Origin of the sequence: Litchfieldella rifensis, from assembly GCF_042646605.1 — a bacterium.
Classification (GTDB): domain Bacteria; phylum Pseudomonadota; class Gammaproteobacteria; order Pseudomonadales; family Halomonadaceae; genus Litchfieldella; species Litchfieldella rifensis.
The window spans coordinates 160,940-180,100 of sequence record NZ_JBHRUG010000048.1 but is presented as its reverse complement, the minus strand read 5'-3'; the positions used below and the strand labels follow the sequence as shown (position 1 = coordinate 180,100).

Genomic DNA, 19,161 nt, shown 5'->3' with positions numbered 1-19,161 from the left:
GGAGCCGCTGACATGACGCTCAACGACGATTTCAACGACTGTCTCAACGACTATCTCGACTACTACCAGCCACCGGGCGAGACGCCCCTCGGCCTGCTGCGCCTTCGCGCCAGCGAGGCGGGCCTGACCGAGGTCGCCTTCGTCGAAACCCGGGACGAGACACCCCGGCCACACCCGCACACTGAGCGCTGTCGCGAGCAGTTGGCGGAATACTTCGCGGGCCGGCGTCTCGACTTCGACTTGCCCCTGGCGCCACACGGCACGCCATTCCAGCAAAGCGTGTGGGCACAACTGCGCAGGATCCCGTTCGGCGAGACCTGCAGCTACGCGGAGGTCGCCGAACGCATCGGCCGCCTCAAGGCCATGCGCGCCGTGGGCGCCGCCAACGGCCGCAACCCGCTGGCGATCGTGGTGCCCTGCCACCGGGTGATCGGCAGAAACGGCCAGCTCACCGGCTATGCCGGGGGACTCGATCGCAAGCGGTGGCTGCTGCTCCACGAGCAGGCCCATCTCGGCTATGCACTCAGTTCCTGACGGCGATGGGTTCGGCCCAGGCCGAGCCGTTGGGCCGCTGCCGCGATGGCGACCATACTCAGCATATGACGCATGATGATGTAACCCGATCAATGGGATGGACACGAGATGGCCAATCGCGATTCGGAAAAGGCGACTCGGCACACGGTGGAGCTGGACGACACCGTGCACTGGGATCAAGAGATGAGCTATGGCCAGTACCTGGACCTGGAACGGTTACTGGCGTGTCAGCACCCGAACTCCGGACAGCACGATGAGATGCTGTTCATCGTGCTCCATCAGGTGTCTGAATTGTGGCTCAAGCAGTGCCTGCACGAGGCGCATGCCGCCGCCGAGCATATCCGAGAGAACAAGCTCAAACCCGCCTTCAAGATGCTGTCACGCATTGCCCGCATCCAGGAGCAGATGATCCATGTCTGGGAAGTGCTGGTCACCATGACCCCGGCCGATTACGCCTGCTTCCGCGACAGCCTGGGCCAAAGCTCGGGATTCCAGTCCTATCAGTATCGGGAGCTGGAATTCCTGCTCGGCAACAAGAACCCCAGGATGGTCGAGGTCCACCGCAACCACCGCCAGCACTACGAGCGCCTGACCCAGGTACTGCACGAACCCAGCCTCTACGACATCAGCCTGCAACTGCTCAAGGAGCGCGGGTTCGACATTCCCGATAGCTGTGTGAAACGCGACTGGTCCCAGCCCTACCAGCCCTGCGCCGAGGTCGAGCGGGCCTGGGCCGAGATCTATCGCCACACGGACGAGCACTGGGACCTGTACGAACTGGCGGAAAAGCTGGTCGACACGGAATACAACTTCCAGAAATGGCGCTACAGCCATATGAAGACCGTGGAGCGCATCATCGGCTACAAGCGGGGCACCGGCGGCACCGCTGGCGTCTCCTATCTCGCCAAGGCACTGGATCTGCAGTTTTTCCCCGAGCTTTGGTCAGTGAGAACGGCCATGTAAGGGAAACACTGAATAAATGTCTGCGCTACTCAATCGCTGCGTTACGCGGTGCTGGTGCGCCAGCCCGGTCGAAGCCTCACCTATACCCCATAGGCTCCGGTTGCTGCGCTCCGGGCGCCTTGCGCTTGAGCATGCTCGTCGATTTATTCAGCGCTTCCTAAGGAGCCTCCTATGAGCGACACCCCACTCAGCCGTGAAGCATTGGCCCGCATGGATCGGGAAGATCCCCTGGCCCACTACCGTGACCAATTCGAGCTCGAAGAGGGCCTGATTTACCTCGACGGCAACTCCCTCGGGGCCCTGCCCAAGGCCGCCAAGGCCAGAGCGGCCGAGCTGATGGAGCGCGAATGGGGCCAAGGCCTGATCCGCAGCTGGAACACCCACGACTGGATTTCGCTGCCCGAGCGGGTCGGCGACAAGATCGCGAGCCTTATCGGTGCCGCACCGGGGGAAGTGGTGGTGGCCGACTCGACCTCGGTCAACCTGTTCAAGCTGGCGGCGGCGGCGGTGCGCATGCGCCCCGGGCGTCGCAAGATCGTCTCCGAGCCGGGCAACTTCCCCACCGATCTGTATATCCTGCAGGGACTGGAAGCCTTCCTGCCAGGCGAGATCCAACTGGAAACGGCGCCCCGCGAGCGGCTGGAAACGCTGATCGACGACGACACCGCCCTGGTGGTGCTGACCCACGTGCACTACAAGTCAGGGGAATTGTTCGACATGGCGGCCATCACCGCCAGGGCCCACGAAGTGGGCGCGCTCATGTTGTGGGATCTCAGCCACAGTGCCGGCGCGCTACCGGTAGACCTGAACGGGGTCGAGGCCGACTTCGCCGTGGGCTGTGGCTACAAGTACCTCAATGGCGGCCCGGGCGCGCCCGGCTACCTGTTCGTCGCCCAGCGCCACCAGGCCGAATTCCACCAGCCCCTGAGCGGCTGGTTCGGTCATGCCGAGCCCTTCGCCATGCGCGACGAGTACCAGCCCGCACCCTCTATCAAGCGGGGCTTGTGCGGTACCACCGGCGTGCTCGCCACCGGCGTGCTGGAAGTGGGAGTGGAGCTCATGGCGTCGGCCGACATGGCGCTGGTCCGTGCCAAGTCCCAGCGTCTGGGCGAACTGTTCATCTCGCTGGTCGAACGACACTGTGCCGGCCAGGGCTTCGCACTGGCCTCCCCCAGGGACGCCACCAAACGCGGCAGCCAGGTCTCGCTCACCCATGAGCAGGGCTTTGCCATCGTCCAGGCCTTGATTGCCCGCAACATCATCGGCGACTTCCGGGCACCGAACATCCTGCGCTTCGGCTTCGCGCCGCTCTACACCCGCTATGTGGATATCTGGGACATGGTCCAGGCCTTGGCCGACATCATGGCCCAGGGCGAGTGGGACCAGCCGCGCTTCAAGAAAGTCACTGCCGTGACCTGAGCCCCGGCGGCGGTCGTCTCTCGATGACACACCGAGTGCCTCGGCACAAAGGCGGTTTTTCAACTTACACCTTGGCCGATACGATAGGCTTCGCTAGTGTAGGCACTGTAACGGTGTGTTTCGCTTCCTTGAACCCGTGCCGGAACGCGCTCGCCACAGATGCCAACCAGGAGTCACACAATGAAATATCTCGTCGCAGGGATGATGTTCGCCGCTGCCTTGCCCGCTTTCGCCGATGGCAAGGCCACCATCGCGACCACCGACACGCAGAACGCCATGCAGATGGTCATTCACTGGGCCGATGACAGCATGCGCATGGACTTTCCCGAGCAGCAGCAAGGCTACATGCTGATGCGCGACGGCAAGGGCTACATGGTGACCGAGCAGGGCGGCCAGAGCATCATCATCGACATGGCGATGTTGAAAGGGATGACCGATTCCATGGGCGGCGAGGCCAATCCGGCCAATGCCAACCAGGCGAAATCCGTCGATAGCCTGGAAGGCACCGGGGAGAAGGAAACCGTCGCCGGGATCGAGGGCGAGGTCTACCGGATCCAGTGGACCGACCACGGCGGCACAACCCATGATGACGAGATGGTACTCAGCGACGACCCGCTCGGGCGGGAGATGCTGCAGGCCTTCCAGAACTACGTCGAGATCGTGATGGACGAACCCGACCCCATCGGCGCCGCCCTGCTCGAGCGGGAACTGGGCATGCTCAAGTTCGGCGACAAGTTCAGGGTCGTCGAGATCGCCGATGCCTCTCCCGCCGCCGACGCGTTCGAGTTGCCGGAAAACGCCATGACCATGGAGGACATGATGAAACAGCAAATGGGCGAGGCTGCCGGAGCGCAATAGCAGGATTCGCCCAGGGCCGGGACACCGGCGCGACGACAGCGCGCCGGATCATTCGTCCATGAGATCGGCAAATCAACTCGGCACCCCGCTTCTCGATGGGGCGCCCCCTCTTCCTTTTGCGGTACCATTGGCCTCGAAACCAAGGGAGCCGTTATGCGTAACAAAGGATTTGTGGGAGTGCTGCTGGCCCTGTCGATAGCGGGTTGCAGTGATGGACGTCCCGAATGGATGCAGGTGGCGCTGGACGACGATGTGGATCAGGCGCGTTGGGAGGCGTCGTCACTGGAAGTGAAGGTGGCGACGGCAGGCCTCTGGTTGCAGCGCTTGGACGATGACGACTACCTCTCCCTCGATAAACCGGCAGCCGAGATGGAACCAGAAGCCAGTTCACTGGCCACCTGCATCGACGCGTCGCTGGAAGAGGCAACGGCCGAACCGGCAACCGGCGTGCGCCTGGCCGCGGCGGATTGTGTCCATGAGCTGGGATATGCGAAGAAAGTGGATGAGCTCGTGGAGTGACACGATAGCTTAGATTGGCAAATGAAGAATCGCGCCGCGCAAGCCCCGCTCCTCGGCCCATAGCTTGCCGAGCGTGATCGGCAGCTTGAAGCGGCGCTTGCCGGCACTGCCGGGGTTGAACAACAGGCGTCCGTCTTGCCAGTCGTTGCGCGGCTTGTGGGAATGGCCGTGGAGCACGGCGTCGCAAGGCGTGTCGGGCGCGAAATCGGCGATATTGTGCACCAGGTGCAACCGCCAGCCGTTGACGATCAGATCCTGGGTCATCGGCAGCCGCTCGGCCCACGGCGGGGTATCGATATTGCCACGCACGCTGTACAGCGGCGCCAGCTCGGCAAGGCGTTCGAGAATCGTCTGGTCTTCCTCCTTGCCGCCCACATCACCCAGGTGCAGGAGCAGTGCGCAGCCTTCCAGCATCATGAGCGCCTCGTCGCGTAGCTTGCCGTGAGTGTCGGAAATCACCCCAACCGGGGTATCGATATCGAAAATCGGTACGCTCATTGCGCCATCCCGTCAGTCCCGCCCAGTGTCTGCCCTCAGAACTCTAGCACCGTTGATGATGGGACCGACCAATCGCCCTCAACTGCGTTTATCCCCCCATCGATTTACGGCACCATGTAAGTCTGCTTACCCCGTCAAGGATGTGCCATGCCCCCGTTCGCCGCTGCCGCCCCGGATGACGCCCTGCCCCCGGGCTTCATGGTCATTCATGGCAATCGCCTGGAGGACCTGCGCGGTGTGGCGGTGGAATGGATGAAGCGCCACCCGCTGGCGCCGCTCGAGAACGAGACGATCCTGGTGCAGAGCAACGGCATCGGCCAGTGGATGAAGCTGGCCCTGGCTGCGGACGAAGCCGCCGGCGGTAGCGGCATCGCCGCCGCGCTGGACGTCACCCTGCCGGCGCGCTTTTTGTGGCAGGCCTACCGCGCGGTGCTCAGCCATGTCGAACACGACCCCAATGCCGTGCCGGTCACCTCACCGTTCGACAAGTCGCACTTGGTGTGGCGCCTGCTGCGCCTACTGCCGGAACTCATGCCACGCGAGGAGTTCGCCCCACTGCGCCGCTTCCTCGAGGAAGACGGCGACCTGCGCAAGCACCACCAACTCGCCGAACGCCTCGCCGACCTGTTCGACCAGTACCAGGTCTACCGTGCCGACTGGCTCGATTGCTGGGGCCGTGGCGAGGATATGCTGATCACCGCCCGTGGCGAGGCGCGCCCGCTGGACGACACCCAGCGCTGGCAGCCGGCCCTGTGGCGGGCTGTCTGTGAGAGTGTCGCCAAAGACGTCGGCGACAGCGGCATCGACTCCAGCCGTGCCATGGTGCATCGACGCTTTCTCGACGCGGCGCGCCAGCTCGACGGCGACAACCGCCCCGCCGGCCTGCCGCGCCGGGTGATGGTGTTCGGCATCTCGTCGCTGCCGCAGCAGGCGCTCGAGGCACTGGCGGCCATCGCCCGCTGCTGCCAGGTGGTGCTGTGCGTGCACAATCCCTGCCAGCACTACTGGGCCGACATCATCGAGCACAAGGACCTGCTGCGGGCCGCGCGCCACCGCCAGCGGCGCAAGGACGGCATGCCGGCCCGGCTCGACGTGCTCGGCGATGGCGACGGCGAGGAGAGCCTTCACCTGCACGCCCAGCCGCTGCTCGCCGCCTGGGGCAAGCAGGGCCGCGACTACCTGCGCCTGCTCGACGAGCACGACGACGCTCGCCAGTACCAGGGACTGTTCGCCGCCGATTCGCTGCGCATCGACCTGTTCGAAAGCCATGGCGAGCACTGCCTGCTGAACCAGCTACAGGACGACATCCGCGAACTGCGCCCGGTGCACGAAACCCGCGAACAGTGGCCGGCGGTGGATACCCACCGCGACGACTCGATCGTCTTCCATGTAGCGCACAGCCCGCAGCGCGAGGTGGAGATCTTGCACGACCAGTTGCTGGCCGCCTTCAGCGCCGACCCGGACCTCAAGCCCCGCGACGTGATCGTGATGGTGCCGGACATCGATCACTACGCGCCGCACATCCAGGCGGTGTTCGGTCAACTCGCCTCCGACGACCCACGCTTCATCCCCTTCACGCTTTCCGATCAGGGCAACCGTCACCGTCTGCCGCTGCTGATCGCACTGGAAAAACTGCTGCGGCTGCCGGAGTTGCGCCTCTCCGTCAGCGACCTGCTCGACCTGATCGACGTGCCCGCCCTACGCGCGCGCTTCGGCATCGACGAGGCCGACCTGCCGACCCTGCGCCGCTGGATCGAGGGCGCCGGCATCCGCTGGGGGCTCAACGCCACCCAGCGCGGCAGCCTCGACCTGCCCGACGGCCTGGAGCAGAACACCTGGGCCTTCGGCCTGCGCCGGCTGCTGCTCGGCTATACCGTGGGCGAGGCCGCCAGTGGCCCATGGCAGGGCATCGAGCCATTCGACGACATCGGCGGGCTGGAAGCGCAGCTCGCCGGACCGCTCGCCACCCTGCTCGAGACCCTGGAACGACAGTGGCGCACCCTGCGCGAGCCCACCGACGTGAACGGCTGGGTGCAACGCCTGCGAGCGCTACTGGAGGCGAGCTTCCAGGCCGACGCCGCCGAGGACAGCCTGATGCTGGCCCAGCTCGAGCAGACACTGCAGGAGTGGCAGGAAAGCGCCGAGGAAGCCGGGCTGACCCGCGAGCTGCCGCTATCGGTGGTGCGCGAGCACTGGCTGTCGCAGATCGACGAACCCAGCCTGTCGCAGCGCTTCATGGCCGGTGCGGTCAACTTCGCCACCCTGATGCCGATGCGCGCGATTCCCTTCAAGCGCGTCTGCCTGCTGGGCATGAACGACGGCGACTACCCGCGCAGCCACCCACCGATGGACTTCGACCTGATGAACGGCGACTACCGTCCCGGCGACCGCTCGCGGCGCGAGGACGACCGCTACCTGTTCCTCGAAGCCCTGCTCTCGGCCCGCGAGCAGCTCTACGTCAGCTGGGTGGGCCGCAGCATCGTCGACAACAGCGAAAAGCCGCCCTCGGTGCTGGTCGGCCAACTGCGCGACCACCTCCAGGCCGGCTGGCGAACGCAAGACGACAGCGATCTGCTAAAAACGCTGACCACCGCGCACCCGCTGCAACCGTTCAGCCGCCGCTACTTTCCCACCGAAGCGGCGCTGGCCGAGCGCAGCATCGCGGAGCGACGCCTGATCACCTATGCCCACGAGTGGCATGAGGTGCATAGCGAAGCGGCCCCGGAAGCGGAAGCCGGTGAGCTCGATGAATTCAAGCAGGAGAGCCCGTTAACGCTGGCGCAGTTGGGTAACTTTCTGCGCGACCCCGCCAAGGCCTTTTTCACTACCCGGCTCAAGGTCTTCCTCGAGCGCGAGGACATCGTCAGCCTCGACCATGAACCCTTCGCCCTCGACGGCCTCGCCAACTGGCAACTGCAGGACCTGCTGATCCAGGTGCAGCGCCGCGCCCTCGACGAGGACCGACCGCGCGAACCGGCCATGCTCGAAGCGCTCGATCGACTGCAGGGGCAAGGCGTATTGGCGATGGGCGCGTTCAGCGAACGCATGCGCGAGCAGCTCGTCGAGCCGATGGCGCCACTGTTCGAGGCCTACGAAGAGGCGCTTGAAGAGTGGCCGCACCGCATTGACGATCCCGAGCCGGTACTGCTCAGCGTGCCCGGCGCGCCGCCACTGGAAGACTGGCTGGACGAACTGCGCGAGAACGCAGCGGGCGAGCGCTGCCGCCTGGTGTTGACCAGCAGCAGCCTGATCAAGAAGAACCAGTACCACTGGCACCACATCCTGCGCCCCTGGGTCGCGCACCTGGCCGGACACCTTTGCGGCGAACCCATGACCACGCGACTGCTCTCCAAGGCCGGCCACGTGACATTGCCGCCGCTCGACCCGGAAGTCGCCCGCCAGCACCTGAGCGAACTCATCGCCACCTGGCAAGCCGGCATGCGCGAGCCATTGCCGCTCGCCATCGGCGCCGCCTTCGTGTGGTTGAGCAAGCTGGGAACCCCTGACACCGAGCGCGATAGCGACGCCTGGCGCGCCGCCGCCAGAGCCTTCGAGGGCGACGATTTCAACGCCGGCGAGGTGGGTCGCAACCCATACCTCGCCCACCGCTGGCCGAGCTTCGCCGCGCTGTTCGAGGCCCGCCGCGACGCCCTCGGCTTCGCCGAATTGACCGAGCGCCTGCTCTCCCCCGTGCATCGGGCCGTCAAGGGGGACAAAGAGAAGGGTCAAGAGGGAAGAGGGAAGAAGAAATGAGCGATGTCACGCAACTCAATCCGCTCACTTTTCCCCTGCATGGCAGTCGCCTGATCGAAGCCAGCGCGGGAACGGGCAAGACCTTCACCATCGCCCTGCTCTATGTGCGCCTGGTGCTCGGCGCACGGCACGAAGGCGACGAAGCGGCCTTCGCCCGTCCGCTGACCCCGCCGGAGATCCTGGTGGTGACCTTCACCAACGCCGCCACCCAGGAGCTGCGCGAGCGCATCCGCTCACGGCTGGTCGAGGCCGCCGACGTCTTCCTTCAGCCGAGAGAAGGCGCGGAAGGTGATGCACTGCTCCTGCAACTGCGCGACAATTACGACGACGCCACCTGGCCCGCCTGCGCACGACGCCTGCAACTGGCCGCCGAATGGATGGACGAGGCGGCCGTCTCGACCATCCACAGCTGGTGCTACCGCATGCTGCGCGAGCACGCCTTCGACAGCGGCAGCCTATTCTCGCTCGACCTGGAGACCGACCAGACCGAGCTCGAACTCGAGGTGGTGCGCGACTACTGGCGCAGCTTCTACTACCCCCTGAGCGCCGTGGAACTGGCCACCGTCGTGCACCACTGGGCATCGCCCGACGCCCTGCATGCCGCCGTGCGCGGCTTGATGCCCGAATGCGAGGCGCTCGACAAGAACGCCCCGCCCCCCGCCGAGACCGTGGCGCGCACCCAGCGCGAGACCGTCGAACGCCTGGCCCAACTCAAGGCGCCCTGGCTCGCGTGGATCGACGAGTGCGAAGCGCTATTCGAGGACGCCGCCAAGCAAAAAGCCTTCAAGGGCCAGAGCTTCAATGCCCGCAGCCGCACCAACTGGCTCGGCGCGCTACGCGAGTGGTGCCAGGGTGATGCCGTGTGGCCCGGCCTGACCGACGCCGCCTGGAAACGCCTGACCCCCCAGGGCATGGCCGAGATCTGGCTCAAGGGCGCTCCCCCGGATCACCCGTCGCTGGCCGCGCTGGAAGCGCTTCCGGATGAACTCCGCGCCCTGCCCGCCCCATATGCCGACCTGCTCACCCACGCCGTGCACTGGTGCCGGGCGCGTCTCGACCGCGAGCAGGAACGCCGCGCCGAAATGGGCCCCAACGAACTGCTGACCCACCTCGACCGCGCCTTGGCCGGCCCCAACGGCGAGGCGCTGGGCGCGCAGATCCGCCGCCAGTTCCCGGTCGCCCTGGTCGACGAGTTCCAGGACACCGACCCGGTGCAGTATCGTATCTTCGACTGTGTCTACCGCATCCGCGAGAACCGTCGCGAATGTGGCGTGTTCCTGATCGGCGATCCCAAGCAGGCGATCTACGCCTTCCGCGGCGCCGACATCTACACCTACCTGCGCGCGCGACGCGACACCGACGGCCGCCACGTCACCCTGGGCACCAACTACCGCTCCAGCCAGGCCATGGTCGAAGCCGTCAACCGCTGCTTCGATGTCGCCGAGGCACACCCGCCCGGGGCCTTCCTGTTCAAGGCGGCGGATGGTGCCAATCCCGTTCCCTTCGTCGGCGTGAGTGCCAAGGGACGCCAGGATTCACTCATCGCCAATGGCCAGCCGCTAGCGGCCATGACCCTATGGCAACTCGACGCCAACGAACCACTTTCCAAGACCGCCTACCACGGCGAGATGGCCGAGCGTTGCGCCTCCACCATGGTCGAGCTGCTGGAACAGGGCCAGCACGGCCATGCCGGCTTCCGGGGCGAAAGCGAGTTCACCCCGCTCAAGCCCTCCGATATGGCGGTACTGGTCAACGGCCTGGGCGAAGCGCGGGCAATCCGCCAGGCACTGGCCCGGCGTGGGGTGAAAAGCGTCTATCTCTCCGACAAGGACAAGGTGTTCGCCTCACCGGTCGCCCCCCAGCTCGACGCCTGGCTGCGCGCCTGCGCCGAGCCCGACGACGAGCGCCTGCTGCGGACAACATTGGCCACCCCGGTGCTGGGGCTGGATATCGCCACCCTCGACCGTCTCAACGAAGATGAACTGGCCTGGGAAGCACGGGTGATGCAATTCCGTGATTACCACCGCCTGTGGCAGAACCAGGGTGTGCTGCCACTGGTACGCCGCCTGATCAACGACTTCGGCGTGGCCACGCGCCTGCTGGCGGCCGGGCCTGCCAGTGAAGGGGAACGCTGGCTAACCGATCTTCTCCATCTAGGGGAATTGCTGCAGCAGGCCAGCCAGGAGCTCGACGGCGAGCACGCGCTGATCCGCTTCCTGGCCGAGTCCATCGCCCACCCCGAGGGCCAGGGCGATACCCACAAGCTGCGCCTGGAGAGCGACGCCGACCTGGTGCAGGTGATCACCATCCACAAGTCCAAGGGCTTGGAATACCCCCTGGTGTTCCTGCCGTTCATCTGCAGCCACCGCCCCACCAAGGCGGACGATTCGCCGCTGCGCTGGCACGACACCGAAGGCCAACTGCGCATCAGCCTGGAGGCCGACGACGAAACGCTGGCCATCGTCGACCGTGAACGCCTGGGCGAAGACCTGCGCAAGCTCTACGTCGCCCTGACCCGCGCCCGCCACGCCACCTGGCTCGGGATGGCGCCGCTCAAGGGCGGAGAAGGCAGCGCCATCGGCCAACTGCTCGCCAATGGCGACGCCCTAGGCCCGGCCGGCTTCAGCGCAGCGCTCGAGCGATTGAAAGGCGACTGCCGAACCATCGAGATCGCCCCGGCACCACAGGCCCACGCTCGGATCGTCGACCTGACCGAAAACGACGCAGGCCTCGGTGAGGCACGTACGCCCACCCGGCCCGCGCGCGAGCACTGGTGGATCGCCAGCTACTCGGCACTGCGCCTGTCGGGCGAAACGCTGACCGCCCCAGTAAGTGCTGACACACTTCACAGCGCCGCTTTTCACAGTGCCCCGACCATGGCACACACTGCGCCTGAGAGCAGCCCGGCCGACGCGGCCCACCTGCCCGAACCGGCCACCGCACTCGAAGCCACCGCCTTGGAAGTGATCGAGGAGCCACGCGATAGCGGCATCAGCGAACCACTTCCCACGCTACATCGGTTTCCACGTGGGCCCGGCCCCGGCACGTTCTTACACGGCATTCTCGAATGGGCCGGCGAGCACGGCTTTGGCCGCGTGGCGGCTGACCCCGCCCTACGCGAAGACACCCTGTCCCGGCGCTGCCAGGTGCGCGGCTGGACGCCGTGGCAGCCTACCCTGCACGAATGGTTCGGCACGCTGTTGATCACCCCGCTACCCCTGCCCCCCCAGGGCAAGGCATCGACGACTTTGCGCCTCGACGAACTCGCCAGCTACCAGGTCGAGATGGAATTCTGGTTCGCCGCCAGTGGCGTCAGCACCCGTCGGCTGGACGCCCTCGTAAGTGCTTACACACTCCCCAACACCCCACGCCCCGCACTCGACGCCGAAACGCTCAACGGCATGCTCAAGGGCTTCATCGACCTGGTGTTCGAACACGAGGGGCGCTATTACGTCGCCGACTGGAAATCCAACCACCTGGGACCGGACGACAGCGCCTACAACGGTGAAGCCATGCGACAGGCCGTGGCCGAGAAGCGCTACGACCTGCAATACGCGCTCTACCTGCTGGCGCTGCACCGACTGCTCAAGGCGCGCCTGCCGGGTTATGACTACGACCGCCACATTGGCGGTTCGCTGACCGTGTTCCTGCGTGGCACCAATGCCGAGAGCCGCGGCGTGCATGCCGAACGCCCACCACGCGAACTGATCGAGGCCCTGGATGCGCTGTTCCGGGGCGACACCCAGGCAGCCAACGCTGCCACCACCGATACGGAGGCCCCGGCATGAGCGACGGCACGCTGGACCTGTTCGACGGCCTCGACGACCCGAACGAGCCACAGCCCACCGACCACGCGGCACTGCACGACATCGACGCCCTGTTCGCCCTGCTCGACCGCTGGGTGGAACGCGGCTGGCTGCGGGCGCTGGATCGCGCCCTGGCGGCATTCCTGCACCGCGAAGTGAGCGACGCCCCGCCGCTGTTGCTGCTCGCCGCCGCGCTGGCCAGCCATCAGCTCGGCCGCGGCCATGTGTGCCTCGACCTGGCCCAGACGCTCGCCGCCCCCGACCTGGCCCTCTCGCTGCCCCCGGAAGGCGACGACCTCAGCGACCCACCGCCGCTGCCCAGCCAGATACTCGACGGGCTCGATCTCGCCACCTGGCAAGCCGCCCTCGACCACCCCGAACTGGTCACCAACGGCCCCGGCAACACCCCGCTGGTGAAAACAGAGAGCGACAGCAATGTGCGCCTCTACCTACGCCGCTACTGGCAATACGAACAAGACATCCGAGAACAGATCGCCGCCAGACTCACGGATGCCACGGACGTCACTTGTAGGAGCGACCGTGGTCGCGATGGCGCCGACAGGCGCCCCGATGACACCACCGCACCACCCTCCGGCAACGCCCCCAAAGAAACCACCATCCCCCGTAGGAGTGGCTTTAGCCGCGATGGCGCCGACAGGCGCCCGGATGAGGCCATCGACACCACCACCCTCTCCGCCGCCCTCGACGCCCTGTTCCCCACGCCCACCGGCCCCGAACCCGACTGGCAAAAAATCGCCTGCGCCCTCGCCGCCCACTCACATTTCGCGGTAATCACCGGCGGCCCCGGCACCGGCAAGACCACCACCGTGGTCAAACTGCTTGCCCTGCTGCAGTCCCTGCAACTCGGCCGAGAAGGCAACCGATCCCTGCGCATCCGCCTCGCCGCCCCCACCGGCAAGGCCGCCGCACGCCTTAACGAATCGATTGCCGGGCAGGTTGGCGGGTTGAAGCTCGAAGGGCTGAGCGAATCCCCCGAGGCACTGAAGCAGGAAATTCCTACCGAGGTCACCACGCTACACAGGCTGCTCGGCTCGCGCCCCGACACCCGCCACTTCCGCCACCATGCCGGCAACCCGCTGCCGCTCGACGTGCTGGTGATCGACGAAGCCTCGATGGTCGATATCGAGATGATGGCCGCCGTACTCAGCGCCCTACCCCCCAAGGCGCGGCTCATCCTGCTCGGCGACAAGGACCAGCTTGCCTCGGTGGAAGCCGGCGCCGTGCTCGGCGACCTGTGCCAGCGCGCCGAAGGCGCCCACTACACCCCGGCGACCTGCCAATGGCTGGAACAGGCCACCAGAACGCCGATTCCCACCGACTACCAGGACGCAGACGGCCAGCCGCTCGATCAAGCTATCGCCATGCTGCGCGTCAGCCACCGCTTCGATGCCAGCAGCGGCATCGGTCAGCTCGCCCAGGCGGTGAACCGGCCGCTGGCCCGCGAGCACTCCCCCAAGGAGAAGAAGCGCGCCGTACGAAAAGTGTTCGCGCACAGCTACGCCGATATCGCCCACCTCAACCTGGCGGACGCCGACGATCCGGCCCTCGATCGGCTAGTGGTGGAAGGCAACCCGGCGGGCTTTCTCAACCAGGGCAAGGGCCGACAGCACCGTGGCAATGAACTCGCCCCGCCCACCGGCTACCGCCACTACCTGGAGGTACTGAAACAACAACGCCCGACAGCCGGCAGCGACCTGGAACAGCATCGTGAAGAATACGACCGGTGGGCCATGACCGTACTCGACGCCCACAACTGTTTCCAACTGCTGTGCGCGCTACGTCGCGGCCCATGGGGAGTGGAAGGCCTGAATCTGCGCATCGCCAAGGCGCTGCGCCGCCAGGGCCTGATAACTGCAAGCGATCACGAACTCGAACGCAGTTGGTACCTCGGCCGCCCGGTACTGGTGACCCGCAATGACTACGGCCTTGGCCTGATGAACGGCGATATCGGCATCACTCTCGCCCAGCCGCATCCACAAGACCCAAACAGGAGCGTGCTACGCGTCGCCTTCCCCACAGCCAATGCCGAAAAGCCCATCAAGTGGGTACTGCCCAGCCGCCTGCAAGCGGTGGAAACCGTATTCGCCATGACCGTGCACAAATCCCAAGGCTCGGAATTCATCCACACCGCCCTGCTGCTCCCCGATGCACCCAACCCCATCCTCACACGGGAACTGGTCTACACCGGGATTACCCGTGCTCGACACTGGTTTACGTTGGTGGAGAGTGGACGCGGGATGCTGGATGAGGCGGTGACGAGGGAGGTGGTAAGGGTGAGTGGGTTGGGGAGGTTGGAGTAACAATCCGATCAGCGTGCAGCCTCGGGATGCTTGGGCAGGTCATCGGCGAGTACCAACCACACCACCTTGGATGACCCCCATGCGTGATAGCGCCTGCTTGGCGACACCGGCGTATCCAAGGAGCCCTCGCCACAGCCGCTGTACCTCGGAAAGCTCGTCGCGGGCGTTGTACAGCGGGCTTCCACTCCGAGCAGAACATCCGCGCCTTGTCCGGCGTGCACTATACGCCTTCAGACTCCGTACCTTGGGTAATGCGAAAAGCGGCCGAACGTACGGGAGCCACGGCGACGAAAGCAGTACCCTACGCTTTCTGACACTGCTTGCGATCCAGGCCGGGTAACAGGCACACTTCACAGCAGATAAGATGAGAATGCTTCGCTGGGCAGATGCCTATTAGCGGTCTGGCAGCTGCTGTAGGAGCACGAACCCAATGCTGGGTTGTTATCTGGTTGAGGACCGCCCACTGTAACGCTTTGTTTCTTGGATTCGTGCCTCCGGTGGGGACGGTTTTCTTTATTGCCATTGCTGCCATGGATACGGTATCTCGTTCGCGTCGCTCACAGATAATGGCTCGGGTACGTGCGAAGGACACGAAGCCCGAGATGCACGTCCGGCGTCTTATTCATGGGATGGGCTACCGGTACAGGTTGCATGCGCGGGATCTTCCGGGACGCCCTGACTTGGTCTTTCGCTCCCGCCGAAGGGTAATTTTCGTGCACGGGTGCTTCTGGCATCGGCATCCTGGGTGCTCGCACGCGAGAATTCCCAAAAGCAGAACTGAGTTCTGGCGCACGAAGCTTGAGGGGAATCGGCGACGCGATGTAATGAATAGGATTGAACTCAGGCGCCTAGGGTGGCGATCCCTAGTGATTTGGGAATGCCAACTTAAAGACGAAGATGATCTACGAAGAAAAATACGGAGCTTTCTTGATGCATAGCGTGGAGCTATTCGCAGGAGCCGGGGGGCTGGCAATCGGCATGTCCAACGCAGGTTTCAGACATGCGGCTGTCGTTGAACTAGATCATTTTGCGTGTGAAACCTTCCGCGAAAATCAACGGCACCACGCTCACGCTGTGGAGGGCTGGCCTCTTTACGAGATGGACGCCCGTTTCTTCGATTACTCACAGGTGAAAGTCGAAGTCGATGTCATCTCCGGCGGCCCGCCGTGCCAACCCTTCTCGCTGGGCGGCAAACACCGAGGCCACCTCGATGAGCGTGACATGTTCCCCGAGGCGGTGAGGGCGGTCCGGGAGTTGCGTCCCAAGGCCTTCATCTTCGAAAACGTGAAGGGACTGAACCGGGAGAGCTTCAACCTTTACCGCACCTATATTGAGCTTCAGTTGCAACATCCCGAGCTGGTCCGTCGGGAGCACGAGGACTGGCTTCAGCATCGTGCGCGCCTCCAACGGCACCATTCCCAAAATGGTGAAGCCTCGACGTACAATACCCATGTAGAGGTGCTGAACGCAGCCGACTACGGGGTTCCACAGCGGCGCGAGCGCATGTTTATAGTGGGATTCCGCTCGGACGTGGGAGCCAAATGGTCGTGCCCCCTTGGAACCCACTCGGAGGAAGCGTTGCTTCACTCCAAATGGGTCTCCGGAGATTATTGGGAGCGGCACCGGGTGGCCCGCCGGGACCGCCCGGAGATTCCCCTCCGGGTGCGTCGCCGCATCGAGAGGCTGGCGAGCGAGTTGCCTCTCGACGCCGAAGAGTCGTGGCGAACGGTCAGGGACGCCGTCGAGGATCTCCCCGACCCTGAATTTCACCCTGACAACGGCATTCCGAACCACGTGTTCACGCCGGGTGCCCGGGTTTATGTGGGACATACGGGCAGCGTCCTGGACGAGCCGGCGAAGACCCTCAAGGCCGGCCGCCACGGGGTACCTGGCGGCGAGAACATGATGGTCAAAGGGGACGGCAGCGTGCGCTACTTCACCGTGCGCGAGGCGGCACGCCTACAGACCTTTCCCGACGAATTCGAATTCCGCAGCGCATGGTCCCAAACGATGCGCCAGCTCGGAAACGCGGTACCAGTGTTACTAGGCGAGGTGGTGGCGTGGTCGGTGGCGCAGGCCCTGGAGCAACAGGTTCGGGCGAAACCCACTGGTTTGGCCGCCGGTTGAGCAACAACGGAACAGCGAGAACGGCATATGAAGATGGAATTTGATCTCACCCCGGACCCGCGCGTGCTCCAGGTGCTCGGCGACATCAGTCTGGACCAGTGGAAGTGCCTGGCGGAACTCGTGGACAACTCGGTGGACGGATTCGTCAACGCTAAGCGCCGCAGCGAGGGTATTGATTCGCCGGAAGTGGTCATCACGCTGCCGACGGCGGATAGCGATGACGCCTTCATTTCACTCCGTGACAACGGGCCGGGCATGTCCACGGAGCAGCTCGAGGTGGCCGCCAGGGCTGGCTGGAGCGGCAACAATCCGTTCGACAACCTCGGCCTGTTCGGCATGGGCTTCAACATCGCGACGGCACGGCTAGGCGTCGTCACAGAAGTTTACTCGACCCGAAAGGGGGACAACGAGTGGACAGGGCTAAGGATCGACTTGGAGGAACTGCGACGCTCCCGGGACTACCACACTCCACTCCTGACAAAGCCCAAGGCCGACCCGGACACGCACGGTACTGAAATCCGGATTCTGCGACTCAAGCGGGATCAGCGGCGCTTCTTCTCCCGGGGCGCCAATATCCGCGCCATCCGGAAGAAGTTGGCGCACATCTACGCGCCCCTATTGCTCGCCGAGGACTCCCGCTTTCGGCTGGACATCAACGGTCAACAGGTGCAGCCGCAACGCCACTGTCACTGGAGTCCGGACCGCCACACGCAAGGTCCGGATGGCCGACCAGTCCACGCGGTCGAGACCATCGATGTGAAGCTCGCCCCCCGGCGTTACTGCTCAAACTGCATGCTCACACTCATGATGGACGAGGAGTCATGCCCAACGTGCCGGTCCATCGAAACCATCACCGAGATACAGCGCCGCCTCCATGGCTGGGTGGGCCTGCAGCGCTACATGCATGAGGACGAGTACGGCATCGACCTGATCCGGAACGGGAGAATCATTGAAGCCCGCAGCAAGGACCTATTCTTCTGGTCCGACGGTGAGCGCCAGGAAAGGGAATACCCAATCGACGACCAGAGGAATCGCGGGCGATTCATCGGTGAGGTCCACATGGATCACTGCCGCGTACACTACACGAAGGATCGGTTTGAGCGAGACGATCCCGCATGGCGGGAAATGGTCCACCTGGTTCGGGGCGAGGGCCCGCTTCTGCCCAGGAAGCGACGGGACCTCGGTTTCCCTGAGACAAACGCGCCTCTCTACCGGTTGTTCCAAGCGTTCCGCCGGAGCAGTCCCCAAGGGAAGGCCGGCCGCTGGGAGAGAATCATCGCGGTCAAGAACAACGACCGCGCAGTGGAAATGGCGGACCTGTTCCAGAAGGGCGATCCAGAGTATCAGACCGATGAAAAGTGGTGGGAACTGGTGCTTGAGCAGGATCGCAGCGTCGTTGGCGCCATCAGCCAGTCTAACGAGCCCACAAGCAATCCACCCGATCTCCCGGAGGGGCTGCTTGACGAGGGCGATGACGACGGTGGCGGCAATGAGGGAGACACCGTGGTGGCGCCGCCTGTGGCGCCACCCACTGTCCACCTGCGGGAGAAGCTGCATGCGCTTTCGCGGACCTACAGTCACTCGCTAATCAAGGTGGAGTTCGCGGTCGAGGCTTTCGCGGTCGAGGCGGAGGCCCCGGACCTGCCGGACGGAGCGCCGTGGACATTCCGGATGGATGATCCCGCGACCCGAGTTTATCAGTACCTCGTTCAGCGGGATCACCCGGTTTTCCGGTCGACCACCATGACCCCTCTTGACGGCCTTCTGAACGAACTTGCCCTGAAGACCTATGAGTTCCTCAAGGACCACCGCCCGACCGATGCAGTGTTCGCCGCGATTCTGGCGGACCTGCGCAGCCAGTACGCGCGGGAATCGCAACTCGACTCCGGCGACCTTATCGCAAGCGCATGCGCCACCCTCCGGGACATAGGAAGCTCGGTAGCGGAAAACCTGGGCGCCAACGAGGCCAACGATTGCTTCGACTCGCTGCCGTCGGAGATGAAGACCCGCATCGGAAGGAAAGTGGCCACCAGTGGCGCCACCGCCCTTAAGACCGTCGTCCAAAGCGGTGACTTTCTCAGCTATGCCGAACCCGACGACGTCCGGCGTTTCGTACGCGAGCACCCAAGCCTTTTCTTTGACGGCCGCTATTGGGAACAGCTCTACGATGCGCTGGATTTCGGAGACGCGTCCATAACCGCCGAAGGGCGAGCGCGGGTGTCGGAGCAGTACGACAGCTACCTGGCCGACGCCGTTTGGCTCGCGTCGCAAAGCCCGGCTGATATCGACCGTGCCCCGCGCGAAGCCGTGATCCGGGCCGCGCAGAGCCTGCGGCTACTAGCACCGGATCGCGGGAGTTAATG

Annotated in this window: 12 protein-coding genes; 11 read left to right on the top strand and 1 reads right to left on the bottom strand. The window is 64.8% G+C overall.

Annotation, left to right across the window (positions count from 1 at the left end; all coding sequences use genetic code 11):
* The first annotated feature begins 12 nt into the window (after nt 1-12).
* The 5 genes from ACFOEV_RS20570 (at nt 13) to ACFOEV_RS20550 (ending at nt 4,293) form a co-directional block, all read left to right on the top strand.
* On the top strand, nt 13-534 hold the full coding sequence (locus tag ACFOEV_RS20570; protein WP_386776764.1) for a methylated-DNA--[protein]-cysteine S-methyltransferase: 522 nt from the start codon (nt 13-15) through the stop codon (nt 532-534).
* Between the two features lie 108 nt (nt 535-642).
* Nucleotides 643-1,497, top strand: a complete 855-nt coding sequence (gene kynA, locus ACFOEV_RS20565) for a tryptophan 2,3-dioxygenase (RefSeq protein ID WP_386776763.1) — start codon at nt 643-645, stop codon at nt 1,495-1,497.
* Between the two features lie 171 nt (nt 1,498-1,668).
* Entirely contained in the window at nt 1,669-2,916 is a 1,248-nt protein-coding gene (gene kynU, locus ACFOEV_RS20560; RefSeq protein ID WP_386776762.1) for a kynureninase, read from the top strand.
* Nucleotides 2,917-3,096: 180 nt separating this feature from the next.
* Complete coding sequence (locus ACFOEV_RS20555; protein WP_386776761.1) at nt 3,097-3,774, top strand: hypothetical protein; 678 nt, start codon at nt 3,097-3,099, stop codon at nt 3,772-3,774.
* 153 nt (nt 3,775-3,927) lie between these two features.
* Nucleotides 3,928-4,293 carry a hypothetical protein gene (locus ACFOEV_RS20550; RefSeq protein WP_386776760.1) on the top strand — a complete coding sequence of 122 codons (366 nt, stop codon included), beginning with the start codon at nt 3,928-3,930 and terminating at the stop codon, nt 4,291-4,293.
* A gap of 9 nt (nt 4,294-4,302) precedes the next feature.
* Here ACFOEV_RS20550 and ACFOEV_RS20545 read toward each other — a convergent pair whose 3' ends face one another.
* Complete coding sequence (locus ACFOEV_RS20545) at nt 4,303-4,791, bottom strand: metallophosphoesterase family protein (protein WP_386776759.1); 489 nt, start codon at nt 4,789-4,791, stop codon at nt 4,303-4,305.
* Nucleotides 4,792-4,938: 147 nt separating this feature from the next.
* On the opposite strand from ACFOEV_RS20545, the gene recC reads away from it, so the two are divergent.
* The 6 genes from recC to ACFOEV_RS20515 all read left to right on the top strand — a co-directional run bounded on the left by recC (nt 4,939) and on the right by ACFOEV_RS20515 (nt 19,159).
* Nucleotides 4,939-8,544, top strand: coding sequence for an exodeoxyribonuclease V subunit gamma (recC, locus tag ACFOEV_RS20540; protein ID WP_386776758.1), 3,606 nt, complete (start codon nt 4,939-4,941; stop codon nt 8,542-8,544).
* On the top strand, nt 8,541-12,332 hold the full coding sequence (recB, locus tag ACFOEV_RS20535; protein ID WP_386776757.1) for an exodeoxyribonuclease V subunit beta: 3,792 nt from the start codon (nt 8,541-8,543) through the stop codon (nt 12,330-12,332). The genes recC and recB overlap by 4 nt, the downstream gene beginning before the upstream one ends.
* Complete coding sequence (recD, locus tag ACFOEV_RS20530; protein WP_386776756.1) at nt 12,329-14,671, top strand: exodeoxyribonuclease V subunit alpha; 2,343 nt, start codon at nt 12,329-12,331, stop codon at nt 14,669-14,671. Before recB ends, recD begins: the two co-directional genes overlap by 4 nt.
* Nucleotides 14,672-15,057: 386 nt before the next feature.
* A complete protein-coding gene (locus ACFOEV_RS20525; protein WP_386776755.1) occupies nt 15,058-15,609 on the top strand; it encodes a very short patch repair endonuclease in 552 nt (183 codons plus the stop codon).
* On the top strand, nt 15,569-16,798 hold the full coding sequence (locus tag ACFOEV_RS20520; protein ID WP_386776754.1) for a DNA cytosine methyltransferase: 1,230 nt from the start codon (nt 15,569-15,571) through the stop codon (nt 16,796-16,798). The genes ACFOEV_RS20525 and ACFOEV_RS20520 overlap by 41 nt, the downstream gene beginning before the upstream one ends.
* Nucleotides 16,799-16,825: 27 nt before the next feature.
* Nucleotides 16,826-19,159: an ATP-binding protein gene (locus ACFOEV_RS20515; protein ID WP_386776753.1), complete on the top strand. Its 2,334-nt coding sequence runs from the start codon at nt 16,826-16,828 to the stop codon at nt 19,157-19,159.
* Nucleotides 19,160-19,161: the final 2 nt, after the last annotated feature.

What these genes read in the sequence shown, in the direction of transcription:
- ACFOEV_RS20570 (WP_386776764.1), top strand. Translation starts at nt 13, where the DNA reads ATGACGCTCAACGACGATTTCAACGACTGTCTCAACGACTATCTCGAC.
- kynA (WP_386776763.1), top strand. Translation starts at nt 643, where the DNA reads ATGGCCAATCGCGATTCGGAAAAGGCGACTCGGCACACGGTGGAGCTG.
- kynU (WP_386776762.1), top strand. Translation starts at nt 1,669, where the DNA reads ATGAGCGACACCCCACTCAGCCGTGAAGCATTGGCCCGCATGGATCGG.
- ACFOEV_RS20555 (WP_386776761.1), top strand. Translation starts at nt 3,097, where the DNA reads ATGAAATATCTCGTCGCAGGGATGATGTTCGCCGCTGCCTTGCCCGCT.
- ACFOEV_RS20550 (WP_386776760.1), top strand. Translation starts at nt 3,928, where the DNA reads ATGCGTAACAAAGGATTTGTGGGAGTGCTGCTGGCCCTGTCGATAGCG.
- ACFOEV_RS20545 (WP_386776759.1), bottom strand. Translation starts at nt 4,791, where the DNA reads ATGAGCGTACCGATTTTCGATATCGATACCCCGGTTGGGGTGATTTCC.
- recC (WP_386776758.1), top strand. Translation starts at nt 4,939, where the DNA reads ATGCCCCCGTTCGCCGCTGCCGCCCCGGATGACGCCCTGCCCCCGGGC.
- recB (WP_386776757.1), top strand. Translation starts at nt 8,541, where the DNA reads ATGAGCGATGTCACGCAACTCAATCCGCTCACTTTTCCCCTGCATGGC.
- recD (WP_386776756.1), top strand. Translation starts at nt 12,329, where the DNA reads ATGAGCGACGGCACGCTGGACCTGTTCGACGGCCTCGACGACCCGAAC.
- ACFOEV_RS20525 (WP_386776755.1), top strand. Translation starts at nt 15,058, where the DNA reads ATGCCTATTAGCGGTCTGGCAGCTGCTGTAGGAGCACGAACCCAATGC.
- ACFOEV_RS20520 (WP_386776754.1), top strand. Translation starts at nt 15,569, where the DNA reads ATGATCTACGAAGAAAAATACGGAGCTTTCTTGATGCATAGCGTGGAG.
- ACFOEV_RS20515 (WP_386776753.1), top strand. Translation starts at nt 16,826, where the DNA reads ATGAAGATGGAATTTGATCTCACCCCGGACCCGCGCGTGCTCCAGGTG.